The sequence below is a fragment of the Pseudomonas sp. LBUM1664 genome (assembly GCF_059695895.1).
This window is the reverse complement of the sequence record NZ_CP166791.1, coordinates 5,002,712-5,023,040: the sequence shown is the minus strand read 5'-3', so window position 1 is coordinate 5,023,040 and position 20,329 is coordinate 5,002,712. Positions and strand designations below refer to the sequence as shown.

Here is a 20,329-nt window from a genome sequence, read left to right as displayed (position 1 = left end):
CAATGGTCGCATCCCTTATTTAAGCGGGGCACTACGATGAAGGATTCTCCGGATGGCATCGCCAGGCGCTTCTGCCAAGAGCTTTTGAGTGAGCGCAACGCTGAGCAGTTGTCCGGTCTTGAGCAATATTTTGAGGCGGGTGGTTCGGTGTGTGCGCTGGCCCGCAAAGGCGCGGCGGGTCTGGTGAGTGAGTTCGAGCTGCAAAGCGAAGATGCCCAGGCACTCGCGTTGCGCCTTAACGGTTTGGCGACCTGGGTGCTGCGCCGCTTCATCGAAGAGCAACTGACCAGCCCGGAGCCGCTCCCCGCGCACCAACGCCAAGGGTTGCTGGGATTGGTCGGCGGGCCGACCTACAAGGGGCTCTTCGACCCTAACTTTGCTCAGATGTGCCCGTCGGATGCGATCGAGGCTATTCATTCGCCCGTGGCCTATGCGGTGTGGCTTAAGCACTGGTCTGAGAGTCGACTCCGGCCTTCCGAACCCACCAGCGCCTACCCCCTCAAGGACCGGCGCAGAGACTTGGGCCAGTTGCGCATTGATCCGGTGACGGCCCATGGTGTTGTGTCTTCGGTCGAGGTGGTCAGTGCCGTGCTGGAAAAATCGATCGAGGATTCTCTTGGCCCTATCCAGAGTCTGAACGAGGAACTGAGCAAGCGGCGTTACCCCAATGGTCTGCCGTTCCACGACCCTTGGGTCAGGATGGATGAGTTGACCCGGGATTTAGGCATGTCCGTTGGCTCGGTGGTGAGGTTGTGCGATCCCCTGTCCCCTTATTTCTTGCGTGCGCGGCCGTGGGGGGAAAGGTCCGATTCTTCACTCACCCAAGCGGCACGGCTCAGTCCCAGTTTGCGGAGGGTATTGACGGAGGATCCTAATTTTCCGGTGGAAGAGGTGGAGGTGGAGGAGGACGACGAGACGGTGCTGTACTTCAAGAATAATTACGGGACGGTGGGTCTCGAATGGCTAAACCTGACTCAGGTCGCTTACTTCAACCGAAGAACCAAATTGACTCGGCCTGGGCTGGAAGGCTTGCTGTCGGTTGAGCTGTTCGCCCCCACCGTGTCTATACATGCTCCTGAATTTGGTAATGGGCAGGTTACGCCAGGGCATGCGGGCTCGGTGTTCATCAATGATGGGCCAGATGCCACCTCGATGTATATCTACTACTCCGGCTTGGAGGCTGCCAATAGGATCTACGAAACTTCAGAGGACAGATTTGACCGCCTCAACCGCAAGATCCGCCTGGACAATGCGTTGCAATTGCCCAGCCATGAAACAGACGCGTTGCTCAAAGCGATCATCGACGCCGAACGTTCAGCGCCCGATACCGGTTATTGGATCACAGACAATACCGTTCGAGCCCTGGGACTCTTTCAAGTCGCCAGAGAGTACTACCAGTGCCCGGCCGAAGATTTCGCCGTGTTCATGGGGGATATTTCGATCTTCGGCCGTGGTGCTGAGCGCTCGCAGTTCGACCGGGTGTTCAACAAGGACACGCTGTCGACGCCTCCTCTGCTGCTGGATGACACTGAGTTTGCGCTGGTACCGGTAACCGAAGCGGACGCGCTCACGGTGGTGCAGATTTGCAGCGGCTTGAACATCGACCTGGCGACGTATTTCACCCTGGCCCCGTTGATCGCCAGTGCACACGGTTTTACCACGACGCTCAAACGCAGTATCGCGGTGGTTTCAAGTTTTTACCGCATGGCCAGGCTGCCGCAGATACTGGGCATCGCACCGAATCTGGCGGTGCAAATACTTAATCTGTTGAGCAGTGACGCCTGGGTTGCTGCGTTAGTGGATAAGCCGCGTATCAATGCGGACACCAAGTCGGAGGCACCGGATGCCTTGTCGGAAATTCAGCGCCTGGAGGGGTGGGTTCGCTGGTGTACCAATAGCGGCCTGGACGCGACCTGGGCTTTGGAACACGCCAGTCCCGTTCCCGCGCCGTCTGAGCCCACGCAGGCGCAAACGCAACTTTTCGAACAGATTCACACGCAAATCGTGCCGGCCTTGTTTACCGAGACGGCGCTGCAGATGGCGGGTGTGTTGCAACTGTCCAACGACCGGCAGTGGACGAACCAGTTGCTTGAACTGGCCGATCAGGATGGGCTGGTGATTCATTGGGCCGAATCGCCCGAACAATCTTACGAGCAGCATGCCCGGTTAGTGGTTGAGCGCGTGGTATTGCAGGCAATCGGTCGGGACGATCCACAAACCGTCGAGACGATTGTGGCGGTACTGCTGAGCAGTCGCTCCGGTCAGTACAGTGTGGTTCGTGAAAGCCTGGCGGTGTATGGCGGATTGGCCGCCGATTTGGCGCACCCGGTACTGAGCTGGTTAGGTGCTACGGTATATGACGTGCTGCTACACGCGTTGGGGCGTGCAGCGGCGGATAGCCCGGCCGCCGGCCGCCGGCGAGAAGAGGAGCCGGGCGATCCTTTCCTGGGCATGCTCGGTGGTTTTACCCGCCGCAGTGAGGTGGTCAAGGAACTCAAGTTGAGCGTGGAGTTTCTGGTCCTTTACCTGAGCATCGGGGATGGCGTCGGGGAGGCTCCAGCCACTGGGCTCTTCCCGCCAACGGCGCTTTACTACTTGACGGTCTATAACCGTGCCGTCGCCCTCAGCCAGAAAGCCGAGTCGCAGTTACTGGGTTATCTGCAACGGGTCAATGGGCTGCCCGATGACCTGTCGGGTGATGGGTTGACGCTGGTGAAGGAGCACACCGCAAAATTGCTCGCCGAACTCTTTGACTGGAGTGCCGAGGAGGTGCGCTATTGCGCCGACCATGTCAATGCCGGGCAAGGTTACATCCGTAGCCTTGAGCACCTTGATTTGTTCACTCGTGTGCGTGAGCTCACCCTCCAGAGCCAATTGAATGCGCCTGTCATGCTGGCGCTCGGCGAGTTGAAGCCGCAGGCGGAGTTCCCTGTTTACGAAGCCGTCGCTGACCGAATCTCGGCTCTTCTGGCAGACCAAGGCCGGACTTCGCCCCTGTACGGCATCGGCGCCGCGGTTGATCAAGTTGTGGTCGGGATTGAGGTTGATGACGACAAGTTGATCGCCAACAGTGATGAGTCGGTGGAACTGATCGTTACGGTCGCGCGCGCGGGTGTGGCGCAGAAAAACGTCAACATTTACTGGTCATCGACGCTGTGCCGTGTTGAACCACAGAGGTCCACGACCGATACGGACGGTAAGGCCACTGTCAGGGTGCACGCCGGTACCTCGGTGGGGCGTGACGTGATCAGTTATCGACTGGATGTTCGCGAGGTACAGCCTGGGGTGATCATCACTTTGCTCAATGACCCCTCTACATTCGCGTTCTCTAAACTGGACAACGAGATTTACGTCCAGTCGGAAAGAATCGGCAATGACGTCACTTTGCGGATTCAACTACTCGATGAGTATGGCAACCCGGCCGTCCATGAGCGGGTGTACTGGGCGCTCTCGCCAGTTTTCGATCCGGTGCCCGCCACGAGCCTGACCAATGCCCAAGGGGTGGCAGAAATCACATTCACCAGTCCAGAAGCGGTGACGATCGCAGAGCCAGCAGTCTGGAAGGGTGAGGCAAGTCTTTTGTTTCGCACCATTAAATTCACCGACTGAAAACGACGCTTCACCGAGCGCCACGGTATTGGGTGGGCGCGCGCACCCCGGCAGGCAGGAGATAGGCAATGGCTACGCAAAACATCACCCGGGCGACAGCCCTGCGCCGCGACGCTTTGGTTGAATGTGCACTGGGTATCAAGGAAGTTGATGAGCACACGGAAGGGTTTCCGGAGCTCACAACAGCGGACGATCTATTGGAATGGCTGCGTACCGACCTCCAGGACAACCATCAGGTCAAGACGTCCTGGGTCGCCGAGGCGGTCAGCTGTTTTCAACAATACATACACGCGGTTTATCAAAAACTCGAACCTGGCTACACCGACCGGGAGTTCGACAGCAAGGATCTGGAAGACTGGGACATCGCCAGCCAATACCCGTTATGGGCCGCCAGCCAGTTGCTCAAGAGCATGCCCGAGGACTACATCACCCCGTATGCGCGTATCCGCAAGACCAGCCTGTTCAAGGCCCTTGAAAACAACCTCAACCAGACCCGGCTGACCGTCGATTCAGTGCAGCTGGGGGTTCAGCAGTACCTGCGCGCCTTTGAAGAGGTGTGCAATCTTGACGTCAAAAATGGCTACGTAGACGGACCTGATACAAGCAGTGCCGATTATTACCTGGTCGGACAGGAGCGGATCGCGCCCTATCGCTATTTCTGGCGCAAGGTCGATGTCCAGTTGGCCGCTGAGACTAAGATCATCAACCCGGCAGCCTGGAGTGAGTGGAAACCCGTCGATATTCCCACCGACGTGCAAGTGCTCGACAGCCGTCTGGTTTTTTGGGGCGGGCGCTTGTGCCTGGTTTGGGCTGAATGGCGCCAGGCGTTGTTCGATGGTGATGGTGGGCTGCAAAAGCCCTATGAGATCGAGTTGAAGGTGGCCTTTATCACGCTGAGTGGGCAATGGTCGCCGCCGATACGGTTGAATCTGTCGCAGTTCGACAAGGACGTAAGTGTTGGCTGCCGGCTGATAGCGGTGATGCTGCGTGATGACGTCGACCGGCTTTACCCTAAGGGGCGGTTGGGGGTGCACTTGACTAATGGCAATGCTGACGAGGCCCAACCCAACCCGGTGGAAATCTACGAAACCCGCGACGCGCTGTTTCGCAAAGTGGCCGATGAAAAGTTGATCTTGGATCACTTGGCGATGGTCTGGTTCGCGGACCCTGTGACCCTTCAGCAACGGGTTGTACCGGCAGAATTTTCCGAGTACGCCGAAGAGGTTACGACGTCAGGCCCTCTGGCTGAAAAATATACGCTCAAAGCCTATGTCACACAGGGCGCAGGCAAGCAGGTGCTGCATGTGCAAGCGCACTGTGGTCTGCTGATTCCCGGGCAGATTGATGGAGAAGAAACATTCAAGTTAGAGCTAACGAATTCTACAGTCGGCGACCCCGAAACCGTCGAGACGTTATCCAATAACGGAGGTTGGTCATTCCCGTGGGTGGAATTCACCCGCGACACCTTCGCCAATTGGGAAGGAACGTTCACCTTGGTCGGCCCGGTTTCCGGCGAAAAAACCTTCATATTGACAATGAAGGGCATTCCCGTTGATCCCAGCCTTCCAGTACTACACAAAACCAACGCGCTCGGCGCTCAGTTTCTGCACCTCAATAATAAACAACTGCAACTCCAGTACGTGCGCGTGAACACCCTGATCGGCGCGGAACTGGTTACGCGCGCCAACGTATCGATCGATGCGGTGCTCGATTGGGACACCCAGTTTCCCGATGAGCCGCCGCTGCCTGTCGGGGAGGAGCCAAACGGCCCGTTCGACGGGGCCAACGGGATTTTTTTCTGGGAGCTGTTTTTCCACTTGCCTCATCTGGTGGCGACGCGACTCAAGGATGAGGACCGTTTTGTCGAAGCCCAGCAGTGGCTCCATTTCATCTTCGATCCTCAGGCTCCCGCCGATAAAAGCCCTCGCGCGGCGGCCCCCAAACCGAGTTATTGGCGCTGCCGGCCGCTAAACAACGCCGAGGGGGATGTGGGTTACGAAGCCAGCAGCCCGACCGATCCGGATGCGATTGCCTACTCATCGCCCGGGCACTACCAGAAGCTGATTTTCCTCGACTATGTCGCCAACCTCGTTGCGTGGGGTGACTGGCTGTACCGGCAACTGACACGAGACAGCCTGGTCGCGGCCAAGCTCCAATATTTGCGCGCCAAGAGCCTCATGGGCGAGACACCGGATACGCGCACGCTCAATCGCTGGGAACCCGCCACGCTGAAGGCGCTGGTTGACGAGCTGGAGGACAGCGCTGCCCTCAAGGTGTTTGAAAAAAGGATTGAGGTGAACCCTGGACGGTTGCCGGTCAAGACCCGGTTTTTTGAAGATTTCGGTGTCCTCGGCACGAATAGGTTCCGGTTGCCGGTCAGCCAGCGGGTGTTGCAGTTATATGAGTTACCGGCACAACGGCTGTACAACCTGCGTAATAACCTGACGATCGACGGTAAGCCTATGTCGATCGAATTGTTCAGCACGATCAACCCTGCTGACCTGCTGAATAATCTGGCTGCCGGTGGCGCAGGGCCCGTTCGGCCCATGGGCGGGCCTTTGCGTGTGGCGGCGTTTCGTTGGCGCGTGTTGTTCGATGCGGCGCTGCGGGCGACGCAGTATTTGCAAGAGTGCGGCAACCAGGTGATGCGCTTGTTGGAACAACAGGACCGGGGTGAGCAGGAGCTGTTGCAGCAGCGTCACCTGACCGAGTTGAGCGCCTTCACTAAAGCCATGCAGGAAGAAAACCTGGCTCAGTCGCGGGCCAGCCTGGCGGCCCTGCGCAACAGTCGCGAGATGTCCGAGCAACGCCGTTCGCACTACGCGACGCTGCATGCGCAAAACATTTCCGCTGGCGAGTACAACGTTATGCAGGCCTTCGACAGCGCCAAAACGCTGTCGGCGCTCAGCACCGGATTCCAGATGGCGGGCGCTGTCATTGACGCTTTCCCCAACATATTCGGCCTGGCAAACGGCGGACATGCGCTTGGCAATATTCCCCGAGCCGTTGGCTTTGGATTCCAGATCGGGGCAGACCTGGAGCGCAGCAATGCCGAGAAGGATGCCACCTCGGAAAGTTATCGGCGGCGGCGTGAGGACTGGGGCTTGGCGCGCGATCAGGCGGCGGCGGAGCTGGTGATGATCGATGATTATATCCAAGCCCAGGAGCATGCGGTCGCCGCTGCCGAGGTTGGCCTGGCGCAGATCATCACCGCCAACGCCCAGACCCAGGCGCTTTATGATTTTCTGCTCACCCGCGCCACGCGCGTCGAGCTGTATCGCTGGTACCTGGGCCAATGCAAGACCTTGCACTATCAAGCCTACGATCAAGTCGTCAGTTTGTGCCTCAGTGCCCAGAGCGCGTTGCAGGTAGAAACGGCCGAGTTCGATCTTTCGCACATACGCACCGATGCCTGGCTGGATAATTATTACGGCTTGACCGCCGGGGATGCGCTGCGGCTGGATCTGCTGCGCATGGAAGCCGATTATCTGCTGCGCTATGAGCGACGCCTTGAGATGGTCAAGACCGTGTCGCTGCGACAGTTGTTCGACGACAGCACCGACCCGCAGGAGGGCTACGGCAGCTGGGCCGAGGCACGGGAGAACCTGATTGACAACGGCACATTGAATTTCAGGCTGTCCCAGCTGTTGTTCGACCGTGATTACCACAACCATTATTGCCGCCAGATCAGCGCCGTGGAGGTCACCCTGCCGACCCTGCTGGGCCCCTATGAGAACGTTTGTGCAACGCTGACGCAAATCGGCAGCGCCACGGCAATCAAGGCTTCGCTTCAGTCGCTGGACTATCTCTATGACAGCGACGCCACCCTTGCACCGGCCGATGTGCTGCTCAATGTCAGCAGTGGTGAGCAGAGGGCCATTTCCATTGGGCTGGACGACCTCGGCATGGCGGCGTTGAAACTCGAAGAGGGGTTGCGCAACACGTTCGAAAACACTGGCGCCGTGTCCCGTTGGGCGCTGTCCTTTCCTTGGCCTGAGCGTGAGCGCCAGGAGCAGCAGTTGGCGGCGTTGACCGACATCATTGTGAAGGTCCGGTACACCGCCAAGGTGGGAGGGCCTGCGTTTTCCAGAGAGGTCCAGACCTATGTAAACGGCGCCGACAAAAAACGCTCAAGGGGTTGAGAAGATGAACAGAGAGCCAGTTAACATCCGGACCAATGTTGTCCTTAACGGTCATTTCGACTTGGGCTATGCCAACTGGGACGACGCCGGTGCACCGGGGGGCAATATCGCTAAAAAAACCGGCCAATGGGGTGAGGAAACCATCGACTACATGTCCCTTTATAAGGGGTCCGGGATTGCTCAGAGAGTGGTTGCGCCCGCGCAGACGTTGGAGGGGGCAGAATATAGAGTGAGCTTCCTGTACGGCAACCTCCACGCCGACGATGGCGTTTTCATCCTGCGTCGGCTTGGAACCGAGGACAAGATTGAAATACCCCTGCCTTCCTTTGGCAACGCTGTGGCAGATTCTGAAACCAGGGGGCTGAGCCTGACACCGGAAACGGCACCGATCGAATTCGAGGTTCAGCCAGGTGATATTTTTGAATTTGAAATAACAAGCCCGAGTGCAGCGACAAGCACCAGGGATGTCATCGTTGCCCAGATCGATTTTCACCTTGAGCTGGCTCCGCTGGTTCTGGAGCACATCGTCAATGACGGTGAGGCCTTCACTGCGGTAGAAGAGCCTTGTCTTTACCTGTGTTATGGGGCGACCGGTGAGGACAGCCACCAGTTGTCCTTCAAACCCGTGCCGGACAGCCCCTGGGCCGAAACCGAGGTGTTGTTATGGAGTCAGAACAATCCGCTGGAGGCGGTGGTCATTTCGCCCAAATGGGATGAAAACCAGTTGATCGAACAAACGTGGCAAGTGGATTGTCCAGACATGAGCCCAGACGACACTCGACTGTTCAACCTGTCCCTCTATAGCAAGTACCACGCCGACCCTTATCCGATTAATGTTTCGCTGGGGCACCATCGGCTGGTCGTGGAGACCGTTCTGGAACCGGCTTGCCAGCCGGTGATTGAGTATGATCAGTCGGTCAAAATGAGCGTTAAGGTAAAGTCGTATTACCTCAACCATCCGGTGCGCGACTACGAGGTATGCTGGTGGCTGAATGGCGAGCTGCTACACCGTGAAAACACCGATGGGAGTGGCGTGGCCGAGTTCGAATTTACTCCCACCACCGCAGGCCTGCACGAGATAGAAGCCCGCGTAGAGAGCCCCTTCTATGCGTCGGGCAACGCGCTACAGACGTTGAGTGTCATGGCTCACACCACAGACCCTTTGAAAACGGTGCAAGTCCAATTTCCTGGTATGGAGCCCGCATCGTGGGGCGAAAAAACCGGCTTGCCCGATCGCGGTGCGGTGTATGACTTGACGGTGTTATTTGCCGAGGACAGCCCTTTGAGCGGTCTGAATGTCTGGTTGGCGTGGGACGGTAAAGATCCAGGTGAATTGGGGGTAACGGTCGAACCGGACTTCAAACAAACCGTTATGGTCGGGGATGCACCGTTGATCTGGGCACTGGATTGCGGTGATGACAAGGACGGCGAGTTCGGTTTGCGGTTGGCATGTGCCGAGTTGTTGAAGCCAACCGTGGTCAACGCCATGTCGCTGGCTCGCCATAACCTCGAGATCGGCGATGTACGTGAAGCCAACCGGGTGCCGGTGGTGGACGAGGACGATTATGTCTGGTGCATGGTGAAGGTACAGAGCCTGGGGCGTCAGCCGGTTGCTGGCGTACTGGTCGAATGGGACACCCCTCAAGGGCCACAGCGAACTTATTCCGGCGTGAACGGCTGGGCCAGCGTGATCGATCGGCCGAAGGAACATGGGGATTACGAGATTACAGCGCGGGTCAATCCGCGTGTAGGCGGGCAAGAGCTGGAACACACCTTTGCCATCAAGACACTGGCGACCAGTTCGTGGGGAGCGGCGAGTTTCATTCTCGATGATGAGGCGGTTGATCGGGTGGGGGCGGGTGTGGTGTGTCCGATGGGGCACGAGGGTGTGCTCCATCTCGAGGTTGAGCCCGGTAGCCCTTTGATCGGTGAGGAGGTTTTTCTGAGATGGCGCGAATCGATGAGTGCAGATTCCATTGTTATCGCCGATATGGAGATCCCCAAGCCCATTACCGACACAGGGGTGGAGTGGAACGTTCAAGCGTCAGGGACTCAAAGCGGTGTATTTGATTTGCAGGTGGTATCGACGGGTGGGGAAGAGGACCTCGACCTGGCGTTTCGGTTGCTGCCCGATGACCTGAGCGCAGAGGTCTCGTTGGTGTTCGATCAGATGCCTGAAACCTGGAACACCGGGGTTGATTTGTACCCCTGCATCGGCGCGCACCACGACCTGACCGTCCTGCCCATAAACGATCTCGGCGGTTTGCATGGGCTGTTGCTCGAAACCATCGTGACGTCGGATCTGCCGCCGGAGTGGGTCATTACCCCAGCCTTGACGGACCCTTCACCCATGACGGCCGGTGGTGTTCGCTATCGCTGTGACTTCACCGGCACGACCGAAGCCGCAGAGCGTCATTGGAGCGTCGAGCTCCTGGGCCTTGAAGCCGAGTTTGCGCAGCCACCGGCGTTTGGCCTGAAACTGGCCCACAACAAAGTGGTGATCGGCACCCCGTTCGAAGTCGCGACCGACCCGGTCTTGAGTAAAAACGAAAGCGCCCGGCTGGCCGTGCGGTATCGGTCGGTGTTCACTGGCGAGCCGGCCAACGAGGTGAGCGTGGCGTGGGGGGATGATGACGCGTCCCTGACCGGGTCGGACGGTATCGCCCAGCGCGATTTCCTGCCGACGGAAGCGGGAAGCCAGGACGTCCAGGCTTGGGTCATCAATCGCTATGACGGTACCCGGGTCGAGCACACGTTTGCCGTGAAGGCGTATGCAGAGTCTCCCTGGCTCGACCTTCATGTAAAAGGCAGTTTGGTAGCGGCACAGCGCTGGGGTGAGCAAACCTTCTTCCCTCGGCGAGACAACACGCTGGGCTTGACTCTCTCGGCGGTGGAGGGCAGTCCTTTACTCGGTCAAGAACTGACGCTGGGAGTCAGCGGCGGCGAAGAATTAAACTCGGGATTGTTATTCGGGCCGGTAGATCTGGGGGAGCGACGGTTGTTAACGGATGACGATCTGCCGGTCAATCTTCAGGCAGGGAATGAAACCAATGCAGCGTTCTATTTGCAGCTGTCGGCCTCGCGCCTGTTGGCGCGTTCACCGCTGAATGCTTTTTCGTTGGGCAACCAGGAGCCGGCGGTCGAGATGACCGCGACGAACCAAACACTTAAGGAGGTCAAGGTCGGCTGGGGCGAGACGTTGTCCTTTGAAGTGACCCTGACCAGTAGATTGTCCGGTCGACCTGCAAAAAACATACAGGTGCAATGGGAAGGCACCGACCAAGCAATAGAACTTGAGACCACTACCACTAACTTTTACGGCGTAACGCGCCTCAGTTTTATTGCGACGATTCCCGGGCCGGGCAAAGTGACTGCCAGCGTCGTAGGAGGCACCGAGGTCATGGACTTTGTTTATCACGTGCATGAGGCATGCGTGATTCAAGAGCTCAAGAGCAATTTGCTTGAGGGGGCGCCGGGAACCCAAGTCGTTGTCGACGTAACGGTGGTGAGCGCTTCTACCGGTGAGCCGGTTGAAGGGGTGCAGGTGCATTGGTTTTTCAAAGGGCTTGATTGGCAGCCGGTTGCCACCAATGCGTTGGGCAAGGCGCAGCTTAAGTTCGAGTTGCCGCCATGGATAGGCACTTTTGTATTGAGCGCATCCGTGCCGGGTGAATTTGGGAGGGAATCGGATCGGTTGGTGTTTACGATATTGGAAAGTGAAGAGACGTGGCCGGGGGAGTTTAAGTTTTGGTTAAACGGCAGCCCGATCGATGTGGCTTATCAGCCACTGGTACTTAATGATGGAGCGGACAACATTCTCGAGCTGAAAGTCAGAGAAGGTAGCCATCTGATCGGTACTGGTGTTGCTCTGGAAATGGACTATCAGAACGCAGTGAATCTGAAGTTGGTATTTAATCCCCCATTACTCGAACAGCAGTGGGTGTTGGGGGCTCCTTTAAGCTGGTCTATCCTCTCAACGACACAAGGGGCTTACGGTACTGCTGAGTGGTTTCATATTAAAAGCACGCGACTGCAACCACTGGTGAGGGTGCTTAAAGTGGGGCAATGGAGCGCTTCGACAGGTTCTCCATCGTCTCGGGAGTGAGGGCGGCAACCCTATAAATTCCCCGCCTTCTTCCACCCCAGATACAACGTCACCAGCTCGGCCCCCAACTCCCCGGGCCGAGCTTGCAATACCGCCACCCCATGGGCACTCAACCGTTCATGAAGCCCGGCCCGTGCATTCAAATAATCCACCGTCCCGCAATAAGCCAGTGCTTCAGGCAGGCTTTGCACCGGCGTCTGGCGTAGCCGGTCGAGCGCCTCTTCGCGCAGGCTCGCCACCAGCACCCGATGCTGATGGCCCAGGCGTTTGACGGCGGCCAGCAGTTCTTCATCGTCCTCATCCCGCAGGTTGGTCACCAGCACCACCAGGGCCCGGCGTTTTTGCCGGGCCAGTAGTTGGGTGACGGCGGCCTGGTAGTCAGCGGGGCGTTGGCTGCTGTCGAGGTCGTACACGGTGTTGAGCAATACGTTGAGCTGGCCCGCGCCTTTGACCGGCGTGAGGTAGCGCGGCTGTTCGCTGGCGAAGGTGCTCAGGCCCACGGCGTCGCCCTGGCGCAGCGCGGTGTAGCTGAGCAACAGGCAGGCATTGAGCGCGTGGTCGAAATGCGCCAGCTCGCCGTCCTGGCTGCGCATGCGCCGGCCGCAATCGAGCATGAAGATGATCTGCTGGTCGCGCTCGTCTTCGTACTCCCGGGCAATCGGTGTGCGGTGGCGGGCGGTGGCCTTCCAGTCGATCTGGCGAAGGCTGTCGCCTTCGCGAAATTCGCGCAGTTGATGGAATTCCTGGCCCTGGCCGCGCCGTTGGCGTTGGCGTATACCGAGTTGACTGAGCCAGTTGTCCACCGCCAGTAGCTGACCGTCGTAGAGCCTGGCGAAATCGGGGTAGACGCGGGTGTCGTCGACTGCGTCCAGCAGGCGTTTGTCGGCCCACAGGCCTAGCGGGCTCGGCAGGTTGATTTCGCAGTGCGCGAAGGTGAAGTGACCGCGCTTGAGCGGGCGCAGGCGATAACCGATCTGGCTGTGTTGGCCGGGCTGAAGTTCGACCGACAAGGGCAGGTGCTCGAAGCCCAGGCCATCGGGTACATGATCGAAGACCTCAACGCTCAACGGCTCGGCAAAATCATGGCCGATCTCCAGACGGACTTCGCCCCATCGACCGAGTGCCAGGCTCCCGGGCATCTGCCGTTGCACCCGGGGCGAGGGCAAGCGCTTGAGGCGCACGGCGTCGAGTATTGCCAGGGCCAGCAGCGCCAGCAGCAACCCCCAGTTGATCGACAGCAGCGCCGATGGAACCGCCATGCCCAACGCCCGCAACGCACCCAGCACGATACCGACGACCAGCAAAACCGCGAGCCAGAGCAACAGCAGGCGCGAGGGTTTCATCGGTGAATCCCTATGAAGAGGGTATTTTTGGTGAAACTGCATGCTGTGCCAATGGACTTCGCCACAAAAAGCGCTCTTGGCACAAAAGGTGTTTTAGGCACAGGACTTCTCATCACAACCGCGGCGCCGGCACTTGATCGAGCAATTGCCCCAGCACCTGATCCACCGAAAGCCCTTCGATGTCCAGCTCCGGTGCCAGCCTTACCCGATGGCGCAGCACGGCCAGGGCGCAGCCCTTGATGTCATCCGGGACCACGAACTCGCCCCCGCGCAACAACGCCCGTGCCCGGGCGCAACGCACCAGTGCAATCGAGGCGCGAGGCCCGGCGCCCAGGGTCAAGCCCGGCCAACTGCGGGTGGTACGGGCCAGGCGCACGGCGTAATCGAGCACCTGGTCGTCCATGGGCAGGTCGCTGGCGATGCGTTGCAGCGCTTGCACGTCCTTGGCCTGCAACACCGTGCGCAACGGCTGCACGTCGAGCATGTCGCCGCGGGTCGAGCGGCTGACCTGGCGCACCATGTTCAACTCCTGGTCGGCGTCGGGGTAGTCCATGCGCACCTTGAGCATGAAGCGGTCGAGCTCGGCTTCCGGCAGCGGGTAGGTGCCTTCCTGTTCAATCGGGTTCTGGGTCGCAAGCACCATGAACGGCTGGGCAATGGGTAACGCGCGACCTTCGAGGGTGACTTGGCGTTCCTGCATGGCCTCGAGCAGCGCGGCCTGGGTCTTGGCCGGTGCGCGGTTGATCTCGTCGGCCAGCAGCAGATGGGTAAACACCGGCCCCTTGCGCAGCTTGAATTGCTCGGTCTGCAAGTCGTACACCGCGTGCCCGGTGACGTCACTGGGCATCAGGTCGGGGGTGAACTGGATGCGGGCGAACTCGCCGCCGAAACAGCGGGCCAGGGCACGCACCAACAGGGTCTTGCCCAGCCCGGGAACCCCTTCGAGCAGCACGTGACCGCCGGCGATCAGTGCCGTGAGCACATCGTCGATCACGGCGGCCTGACCGACCACCGCCTTGTGCAATTCGGTGCGGATCGCCTGGGCCAGTTGACTGGCGCGCTGGCGCTGTTGGGCGGCATGGGCCTGGCCGGCGTCAGGTTCGTTCTGTTCAGTCATAAGGCATTCCTGAGGGTTTGCAAATGGGCGACCTGGCGACAGAACTCAGCGCTGGACATGCGCTGTTTCGGCCGGGGGCTTAGGGCCTGGCTGATGGCCCGTGTGGGCTGGCGGGTCAGACGGGCGAGTACCTGCCATTGTTCGGCGACGGCCAGTTGTTCGAAGCCGGGATGAAGATGGCGCGCCCGGCGCAACACGTCCTGTTGCAAGGCCTGCAACAGGTGCTGCTGGCTGTTGTGTCGCAGGTGGAAACCGGCGCTGGCCTGCAAGTGTTCCTCCAGCTGACGCCGCGCCTTGGGCGCCGGTTGTTGCAGCGGGCCATGACGCACCGCCGAACGCCAGAACCACAGGGCGATCAAGGCCAGCAGCGCCACCAACGCCTGGGGGAAATAGCGCAGCAGCAGGGTCAGCAGGTCATCGTGATCGGTGTTGAACAGCAGCGTGACGTTCGTGTCGGCGTTCAAATACCAGAGCAGCCAGGCGTTGTCGTACTGGTCGATGTGATCGTTCTTCCACAGCTCGGCGTCGGTTATCACCGTGATCGAGCCCAGGCCGAGGTTCAGTTGCATCATGTGGGTCGACAGTGCGCTGTTGGCCCAGGCCTGCGCCTGGTTCTGCGGGTCTTCGAGGTGGAAGTCGGTGTCGAAGCCGACATACGCGGGAGACTCTTCGTCCTCCAGATACAACTTGGTCAGCTCGGGGTAGCGATCCTTGATGAGGTCAGGGGCCGGCTCCTTGAGGTCCTTGCTGAGGAATTGGCGCAGGTGCACGCGGTCCAGCAGCAAGTCACCGCTGCTGCCGGTGTTGTTGTCCCACAAGGCCTCGGCCACAAACAACAGGCGCCCGCCGGCCCGGGTCCAGTTCATCAATTGGTCGACTTCCCGTGGCGTCATGTGGGTTCGTTCTCCCAGCAACAGCAGGCTGCGCTGATGAGGCTCAAGGGAGGGAAGAACATTCAGGCTGTTGGCGTGTTCGACATTGATGCCGTGCTGGCGCAGAAAATGCTCGGCTGCCAGGTAGGGGTTGGCCTGGGCTTCGGGGGAGGGGCCGTGCTCGATGGTTTCCTGATACGGCACGGCCTTCAGGTACAGGTAAACGGCCAATGCGCACACCAGCGCGGCAACCAGCGCCCCGGTCAGCAGCCCTGTGCGGCGGCTCATCGAGAGATTCCCGGACCGAATAGCCCGCGCCAGCCGTCGCACAGTTCCTGTTGCAGGTGAGTCGGTGGTGGGCGATGCCCGTAGGCGATGTTCTGCCAATGCAGGGTCAGGTTTTTGCTGAAGGCCAGCAGGCCCTCATGCTGAAGTTGTTCGACGCGCTGCAGCACCTGGCCTTCGGTGTCGGCCGGTTTCAAGGGGATATGGAAGTCATGATGCAACCGACTGAGCAGGGCCCGATACAGCAAGCCCAGGGCATCGCGAGGCTGGGTGAGCCACAACTGCTCGACGCTGGCGGCTACGTCGTCCGGCAGGCTCTCTTGGCGGATATCCAGGCCGAACATCCGGGCCGGTGTCGGTCGCTCCAGGGGGGGGCGTTTGGTCGGCCGGCGACTCACCAGGGCTTTGAGCCTTTCGCGATAGCGCCAGGCCAGCCAGGCAATCGCCCCCACCAGGCAGGACCAGAGCAATATCTGGATCAGCGCGGCAACGATGTCGAAGCGTTGGCCGCCCATCCATTGGAACAATGCCTTGAGCCAGTCCGGGGTTACGTCCGTCTCGGAGGATTCGGCGGGGTCTTCGCCGAAACGATAACGGGTGACGGTTTCAGGGTTCTTGAACGGCGGGGCTTCGAGGATCGCCTTGATGCTGTCCCGGGAGGCCTCGCTGGTGAGGGGTTGGTTGAGTAGCCTGGGGCTGTCGGGTGCAGTGCTGTCCTCGGCGGCCCATGCCTGTGGCGCCAGCGGCAGCAGCATCAGTGCCAGCAGCATCAGCGCAGGGGCTGCGCTGCTCAGGCGCTGACGCAGGCGCCGGAACACCAGCTCGATGTCCCAGGCCTCGAGGATCGTGCGCCGGTTCAGGTAGAGGCTGAAGCCGCAGGCGACATACACCGGTTCCCAGACAATCAGCAGCAGGGGATACAAGAAGTTGATCAGGTGTTCAAACCACAACCAGTCGTGCTCGGTCGCGGCGATCAGTTTTTGCCAGTCCCATTGCAGTTCGATTTGTTGCGGTACGAACAGATAAAACAGGGCCATCAGGCCGAACCACAAGGCGGTTTCCAGGTGCACGCCGATCACGGTCAGCCATTGCGCCGCGCCACGGTTGCGTTGCAGCAACACTCGCAGGCGCTGCTCCCGCGCCTCACCGGCGAGCCCCTCAAGTTGCACCACGGGCATCAGGAAGCTGCGGCTCAGGCTCAGCCGTCGCCAGGTCAGGCTGGCCAACAACTGGGGCTTGAGCAGCGCGGGCCACTGGCGCAAGGCCTGCTTCAACGTGGGTGTTTCGCCAAACAGTGCCTTGGACAAAATGTACAGCGGTAAACGGTCAAAGGCCGGTTTCAACCACCAGAACATCACCACCACCAGGGACGGCGAATCCCACAGCAGCAGGGACAGCAGCGCGTACACCGGCAGCGTGACGATGGCCCAGCTTGTCATCAGTAACCATCGATGCTGCTGGCTCATCAGCACGCCGAGGTCCATGGCTTCCCAGGTGGTGCGCGGGCGGATGGCTACGGTGGCGTCACTCAGGCGCATGGCGGACCCGTCCGGCAAACAGCAGGTAACTGGCCACCAGCAGCCATAACACTGCGCCGACCGTGTATTTGGTCGCGGGCGTCACGGCGCTGGAGGACCAGTAGGCCTCGATGAATGCGGCAATGAGCAGGAACAGCATCACGCCCCCGATCATCAGCACGCTTTTGCCCGCGGCGAGCCGCAAGGCCTCACCCCGGGTGAGGCGTCCCGGCGCGATCAATGCCCAGCCCAGTTGCAGGCCAGCGGCGCCGGCCAGGGTGATGGCGGTGAGCTCGAAGGCGCCATGGCCGATCACGAACGACCAGAACGTTCCTCCAGAACCGATCTGGGTCAGGTGCCCGGCCACCGCGCCAATGGTCAGGCCATTGAAAAACAGGAAGAACGCGCTCCCCAGGCCAAACATCAAGCCACTGGCAAACGTCTGAAAGGCAATGCCGATGTTGTGCATGATGTAATAGCCGAACATGGCCCAGTCCTCGCTGGCAGCCCGCTCGATGGAGCGCCCCAAGTGCCCGGCGGCCGGATCGTACATGCCGCGGATCTGGCTGACTTCTTCGGCGGTCAGCAAGCTGTAGACCAGCTCCGGAAACAGATAAACCAGCAGCCCGATACCGACCAGGCTGCCCAGGAACATCAGGCTGGCGACCAGCACGAACCGCCATTGCTCGCGGACCAGGCGGGGGAAACCGGCCAGAATAAACGCCGAAAGGCTGGCCGACGGCCGACTGCGGTCCCGGTAGAGTTGCTGGTGACCGCGCAGCGCCAGTTGTTGCAGTGTGTCGATCAGCAGGCTGCTGTAGCCCCGAGCCTGGGCCAGCGCCAGATGATGACAAAGCCGCCGGTACGCGGCAGGGAAGTCGTTGCTCTGGGGAACGTTGCGACTGCGCTCCAGTTGATCGAGCTGTCGGGACAGATCTTCCCATGCCCCTTGGTGACGGTTTTCAAACAGGCTTTGCTTCATGTTGGCCCCAACAGGCCGCGGGCGATGCCATTGAGTTCGGCCACGGCGTTGGGGGCCTGGACGTTCAGTGGCGCGGCCAGGATGGCAGCCAGTTCATTGACCCTCGCTTGGGAAAGTTCTGCCTGACGTTCGGCGAAACTCAGCACGGCGCGTTGCTCGTTCAGGCTCAGGGCAAAAGGTGGCCGTATCGGCTGGGCCAATGGTAAGGCAGGGCGTTTGACCGGCTGTTCGCGATACACCACCAGTGTGCCGGCCGCGAGGTCTCCCAGGCGTTTGAAGGCAGGATGTTGCAGGCAGCTGATCGCCCCGCAGGCATAGCCCAAGGGCAGCATGTCGACGAAGCGCAACAGGTTGCGGATCAATGAGGCGGACCAGCCGATGGGCCGGCCGTCGTCCTGCACCACGCGCAACCCCATCACCTGTTTGCCGGGGGAGCGCCCTTGGTTCAGCACCTCGAACAGCACCATGTACCACCAACTGACGACAAACAGCAGGATGGAACCCAGGCCGAAACCCAGCTCGCCGAAAAACGCCAGGATGAAGAAGAGAAGGCCCAGGACCAACCCCCGTATGCCCAGGTCGATGGTGAAGGCCAGTGCGCGAGGCATCAACCCCGCCGGACGCAGTGGCAGGTCGATGCCTTCGGGCGTTTCAACCTGATACCGCGTGTCCAGTGGCGGGGGCAGCGTCGCGTTCCTTTGCAGTGCCGGTGTCTCGAGCATGGGCAACCTGAGTGATGGGGCCGGTTCGAACGTTCTATCTCGGCTTCGATGCTAGCAGCCTTCGTGCGGGCAAACGATATAACTATGTATGTCATTTCATGGATCGCCTCATGATTGAATAGCAGGACCGCTGGCCGCAAGCGTGTTCCAAGGCCTAGACTTCGCCCGTCTTCAGTTCAGGAATAACCCGTGACTTCCATCTTCTGGTACGACTACGAAACCACCGGCATCAACCCGCGCTGCGACCGGCCCTTGCAGGTGGCGGGTATTCGTACCGATTTCGAGCTCAATGAAATCGACGAGCCGGTGAACCTGTATTGCCGGCCCAGCGATGACATCCTGCCCCATCCGGCAGCCTGTGCGATCACCGGCATCACCCCCACGCGCCTGGCCGAGCAAGGGTTGAGCGAAGCCGATTTCATGACCCGTGTCCACGGACAACTGGCCGCGCCCGGTACCTGTGGCGCCGGTTACAACACCCTGCGTTTCGACGATGAAATGACTCGCTACAGCCTTTATCGGAATTTTTTCGACCCGTACGCGCGGGAATGGCAGGGCGGCAATAGCCGCTGGGACCTGATCGACCTGGTACGCGCCGCCTATGCGCTACGCCCGCAAGGCATGGTCTGGCCGCAAGAGGACGGGCGCGTCACCCTCAAGCTCGAGCGCCTGACCGCCGCCAATGGCATCGACCATGGCCAGGCTCACGATGCGTTGTCAGACGTGCGCGCGACCATCGCCCTGGCCAGGCTGATTCGCCAGAAGCAGCCCCGGCTCTACGACTGGCTGTTTCAGTTGCGCAGCAAACAGAAGGTGATGGACCAGATTCGTCTGTTGCAGCCGATGGTGCATATTTCCGGGCGTTTTTCGGCGGCGCGAAACTTCATCGGCGTGGTCCTGCCGCTGGCCTGGCATCCGAAAAACCGCAACGCCCTGATTGTCTGCGACCTGCACCTGGACCCCCAGGGCTTGCTGGAGCACGATGCCGAAACCCTGCGTCAGCGCTTGTATACGCGCCGTGAAGAACTGCTCGAGGGTGAGTTGCCCGTGCCTCTCAAACTCATTCATATCAACAAGTGCCCGGTGGTCGCACCGCTGTCGGTGCTGCGGGCCGAGGACCAGCAACGGCTGCAGCTGGACATGGACGGCTACCGGCAGCGTGCGCAGCGGCTAACTGACTCACAGCAAGTTTGGCAGGATAAACTTCAGGTTATTTATGGCCGCGAGGATTTCACCGCCAGCGAGGACCCCGAGCAACAGTTATACGCAGGCTTCCTGGGTGACCGCGATCGACGTTTATGTGAACAAGTCCGTATGGCTGACCCGGCTCAATTGGCTCAAGAGCGCTGGCCTTTTGATGATGAGCGTTTGCCGGAATTATTGTTTCGATATCGCGCGCGTAACTTCCCGGATACGTTGAATCCCGAAGAACAGGGGCGTTGGAGACTTTTCTGCCAACAGCGTCTGTCCTCCCCGGAATGGGGCGCCCCTAATACCTTGAAAAGTTTTGATGAGACGATGGGAGAGTGGATGAGCCTTTCTACGCCATTGCAGCGGGAGGTACTCATAGAATGGCAGGGCTACAGCCAGCAATTGCGCAAACGTTTAAGCATCGAGCCACTATGAAGTGAAAGA

Annotated in this window: 10 protein-coding genes; 4 read left to right on the top strand and 6 right to left on the bottom strand. The window is 59.9% G+C overall.

The genetic code is table 11. The features are described from left to right. Positions 1–36: 36 nt before the first annotated feature. The 3 genes from ACA047_RS23545 to ACA047_RS23535 all read left to right on the top strand — a co-directional run bounded on the left by ACA047_RS23545 (position 37) and on the right by ACA047_RS23535 (position 11,856). On the top strand, positions 37–3,609 hold the full coding sequence (locus ACA047_RS23545; RefSeq protein ID WP_497353452.1) for a Tc toxin subunit A: 3,573 nt from the start codon (positions 37–39) through the stop codon (positions 3,607–3,609). Positions 3,610–3,677: 68 nt separating this feature from the next. Further along, a complete protein-coding gene (locus ACA047_RS23540; RefSeq protein WP_497353450.1) occupies positions 3,678–7,751 on the top strand; it encodes a Tc toxin subunit A-related protein in 4,074 nt (1,357 codons plus the stop codon). A gap of 4 nt (positions 7,752–7,755) precedes the next feature. Then, positions 7,756–11,856, top strand: coding sequence for a hypothetical protein (locus ACA047_RS23535; protein WP_497353448.1), 4,101 nt, complete (start codon positions 7,756–7,758; stop codon positions 11,854–11,856). A gap of 11 nt (positions 11,857–11,867) precedes the next feature. Here ACA047_RS23535 and ACA047_RS23530 read toward each other — a convergent pair whose 3' ends face one another. The 6 genes from ACA047_RS23530 to ACA047_RS23505 form a co-directional block, all read right to left on the bottom strand. Further along, positions 11,868–13,199 (bottom strand): DUF58 domain-containing protein, encoded by a 1,332-nt coding sequence (locus ACA047_RS23530; RefSeq protein WP_497353446.1) that lies wholly within the window; start codon positions 13,197–13,199, stop codon positions 11,868–11,870. 112 nt (positions 13,200–13,311) lie between these two features. Further along, positions 13,312–14,316, bottom strand: a complete 1,005-nt coding sequence (locus tag ACA047_RS23525) for an AAA family ATPase (RefSeq protein ID WP_497353444.1) — start codon at positions 14,314–14,316, stop codon at positions 13,312–13,314. Then, positions 14,313–15,476 (bottom strand): DUF4350 domain-containing protein, encoded by a 1,164-nt coding sequence (locus tag ACA047_RS23520; RefSeq protein WP_497353442.1) that lies wholly within the window; start codon positions 15,474–15,476, stop codon positions 14,313–14,315. The genes ACA047_RS23525 and ACA047_RS23520 overlap by 4 nt, the downstream gene beginning before the upstream one ends. Further along, positions 15,473–17,011 carry a DUF4129 domain-containing protein gene (locus tag ACA047_RS23515; RefSeq protein WP_497353440.1) on the bottom strand — a complete coding sequence of 513 codons (1,539 nt, stop codon included), beginning with the start codon at positions 17,009–17,011 and terminating at the stop codon, positions 15,473–15,475. The genes ACA047_RS23520 and ACA047_RS23515 overlap by 4 nt, the downstream gene beginning before the upstream one ends. Next, the gene (locus ACA047_RS23510) at positions 16,998–17,972 is read right to left on the bottom strand and encodes a stage II sporulation protein M (protein ID WP_497353438.1); all 975 of its coding nucleotides are present in this window, start codon (positions 17,970–17,972) and stop codon (positions 16,998–17,000) included. The genes ACA047_RS23515 and ACA047_RS23510 overlap by 14 nt, the downstream gene beginning before the upstream one ends. Continuing rightward, on the bottom strand, positions 17,969–18,694 hold the full coding sequence (locus tag ACA047_RS23505) for an RDD family protein (protein ID WP_497353436.1): 726 nt from the start codon (positions 18,692–18,694) through the stop codon (positions 17,969–17,971). The genes ACA047_RS23510 and ACA047_RS23505 overlap by 4 nt, the downstream gene beginning before the upstream one ends. 189 nt (positions 18,695–18,883) lie before the next feature. Between ACA047_RS23505 and sbcB the strand changes: the two genes are divergently transcribed. Further along, a complete protein-coding gene (gene sbcB, locus ACA047_RS23500) occupies positions 18,884–20,320 on the top strand; it encodes an exodeoxyribonuclease I (protein WP_497353434.1) in 1,437 nt (478 codons plus the stop codon). The last annotated feature ends 9 nt before the right edge of the window (positions 20,321–20,329 follow it).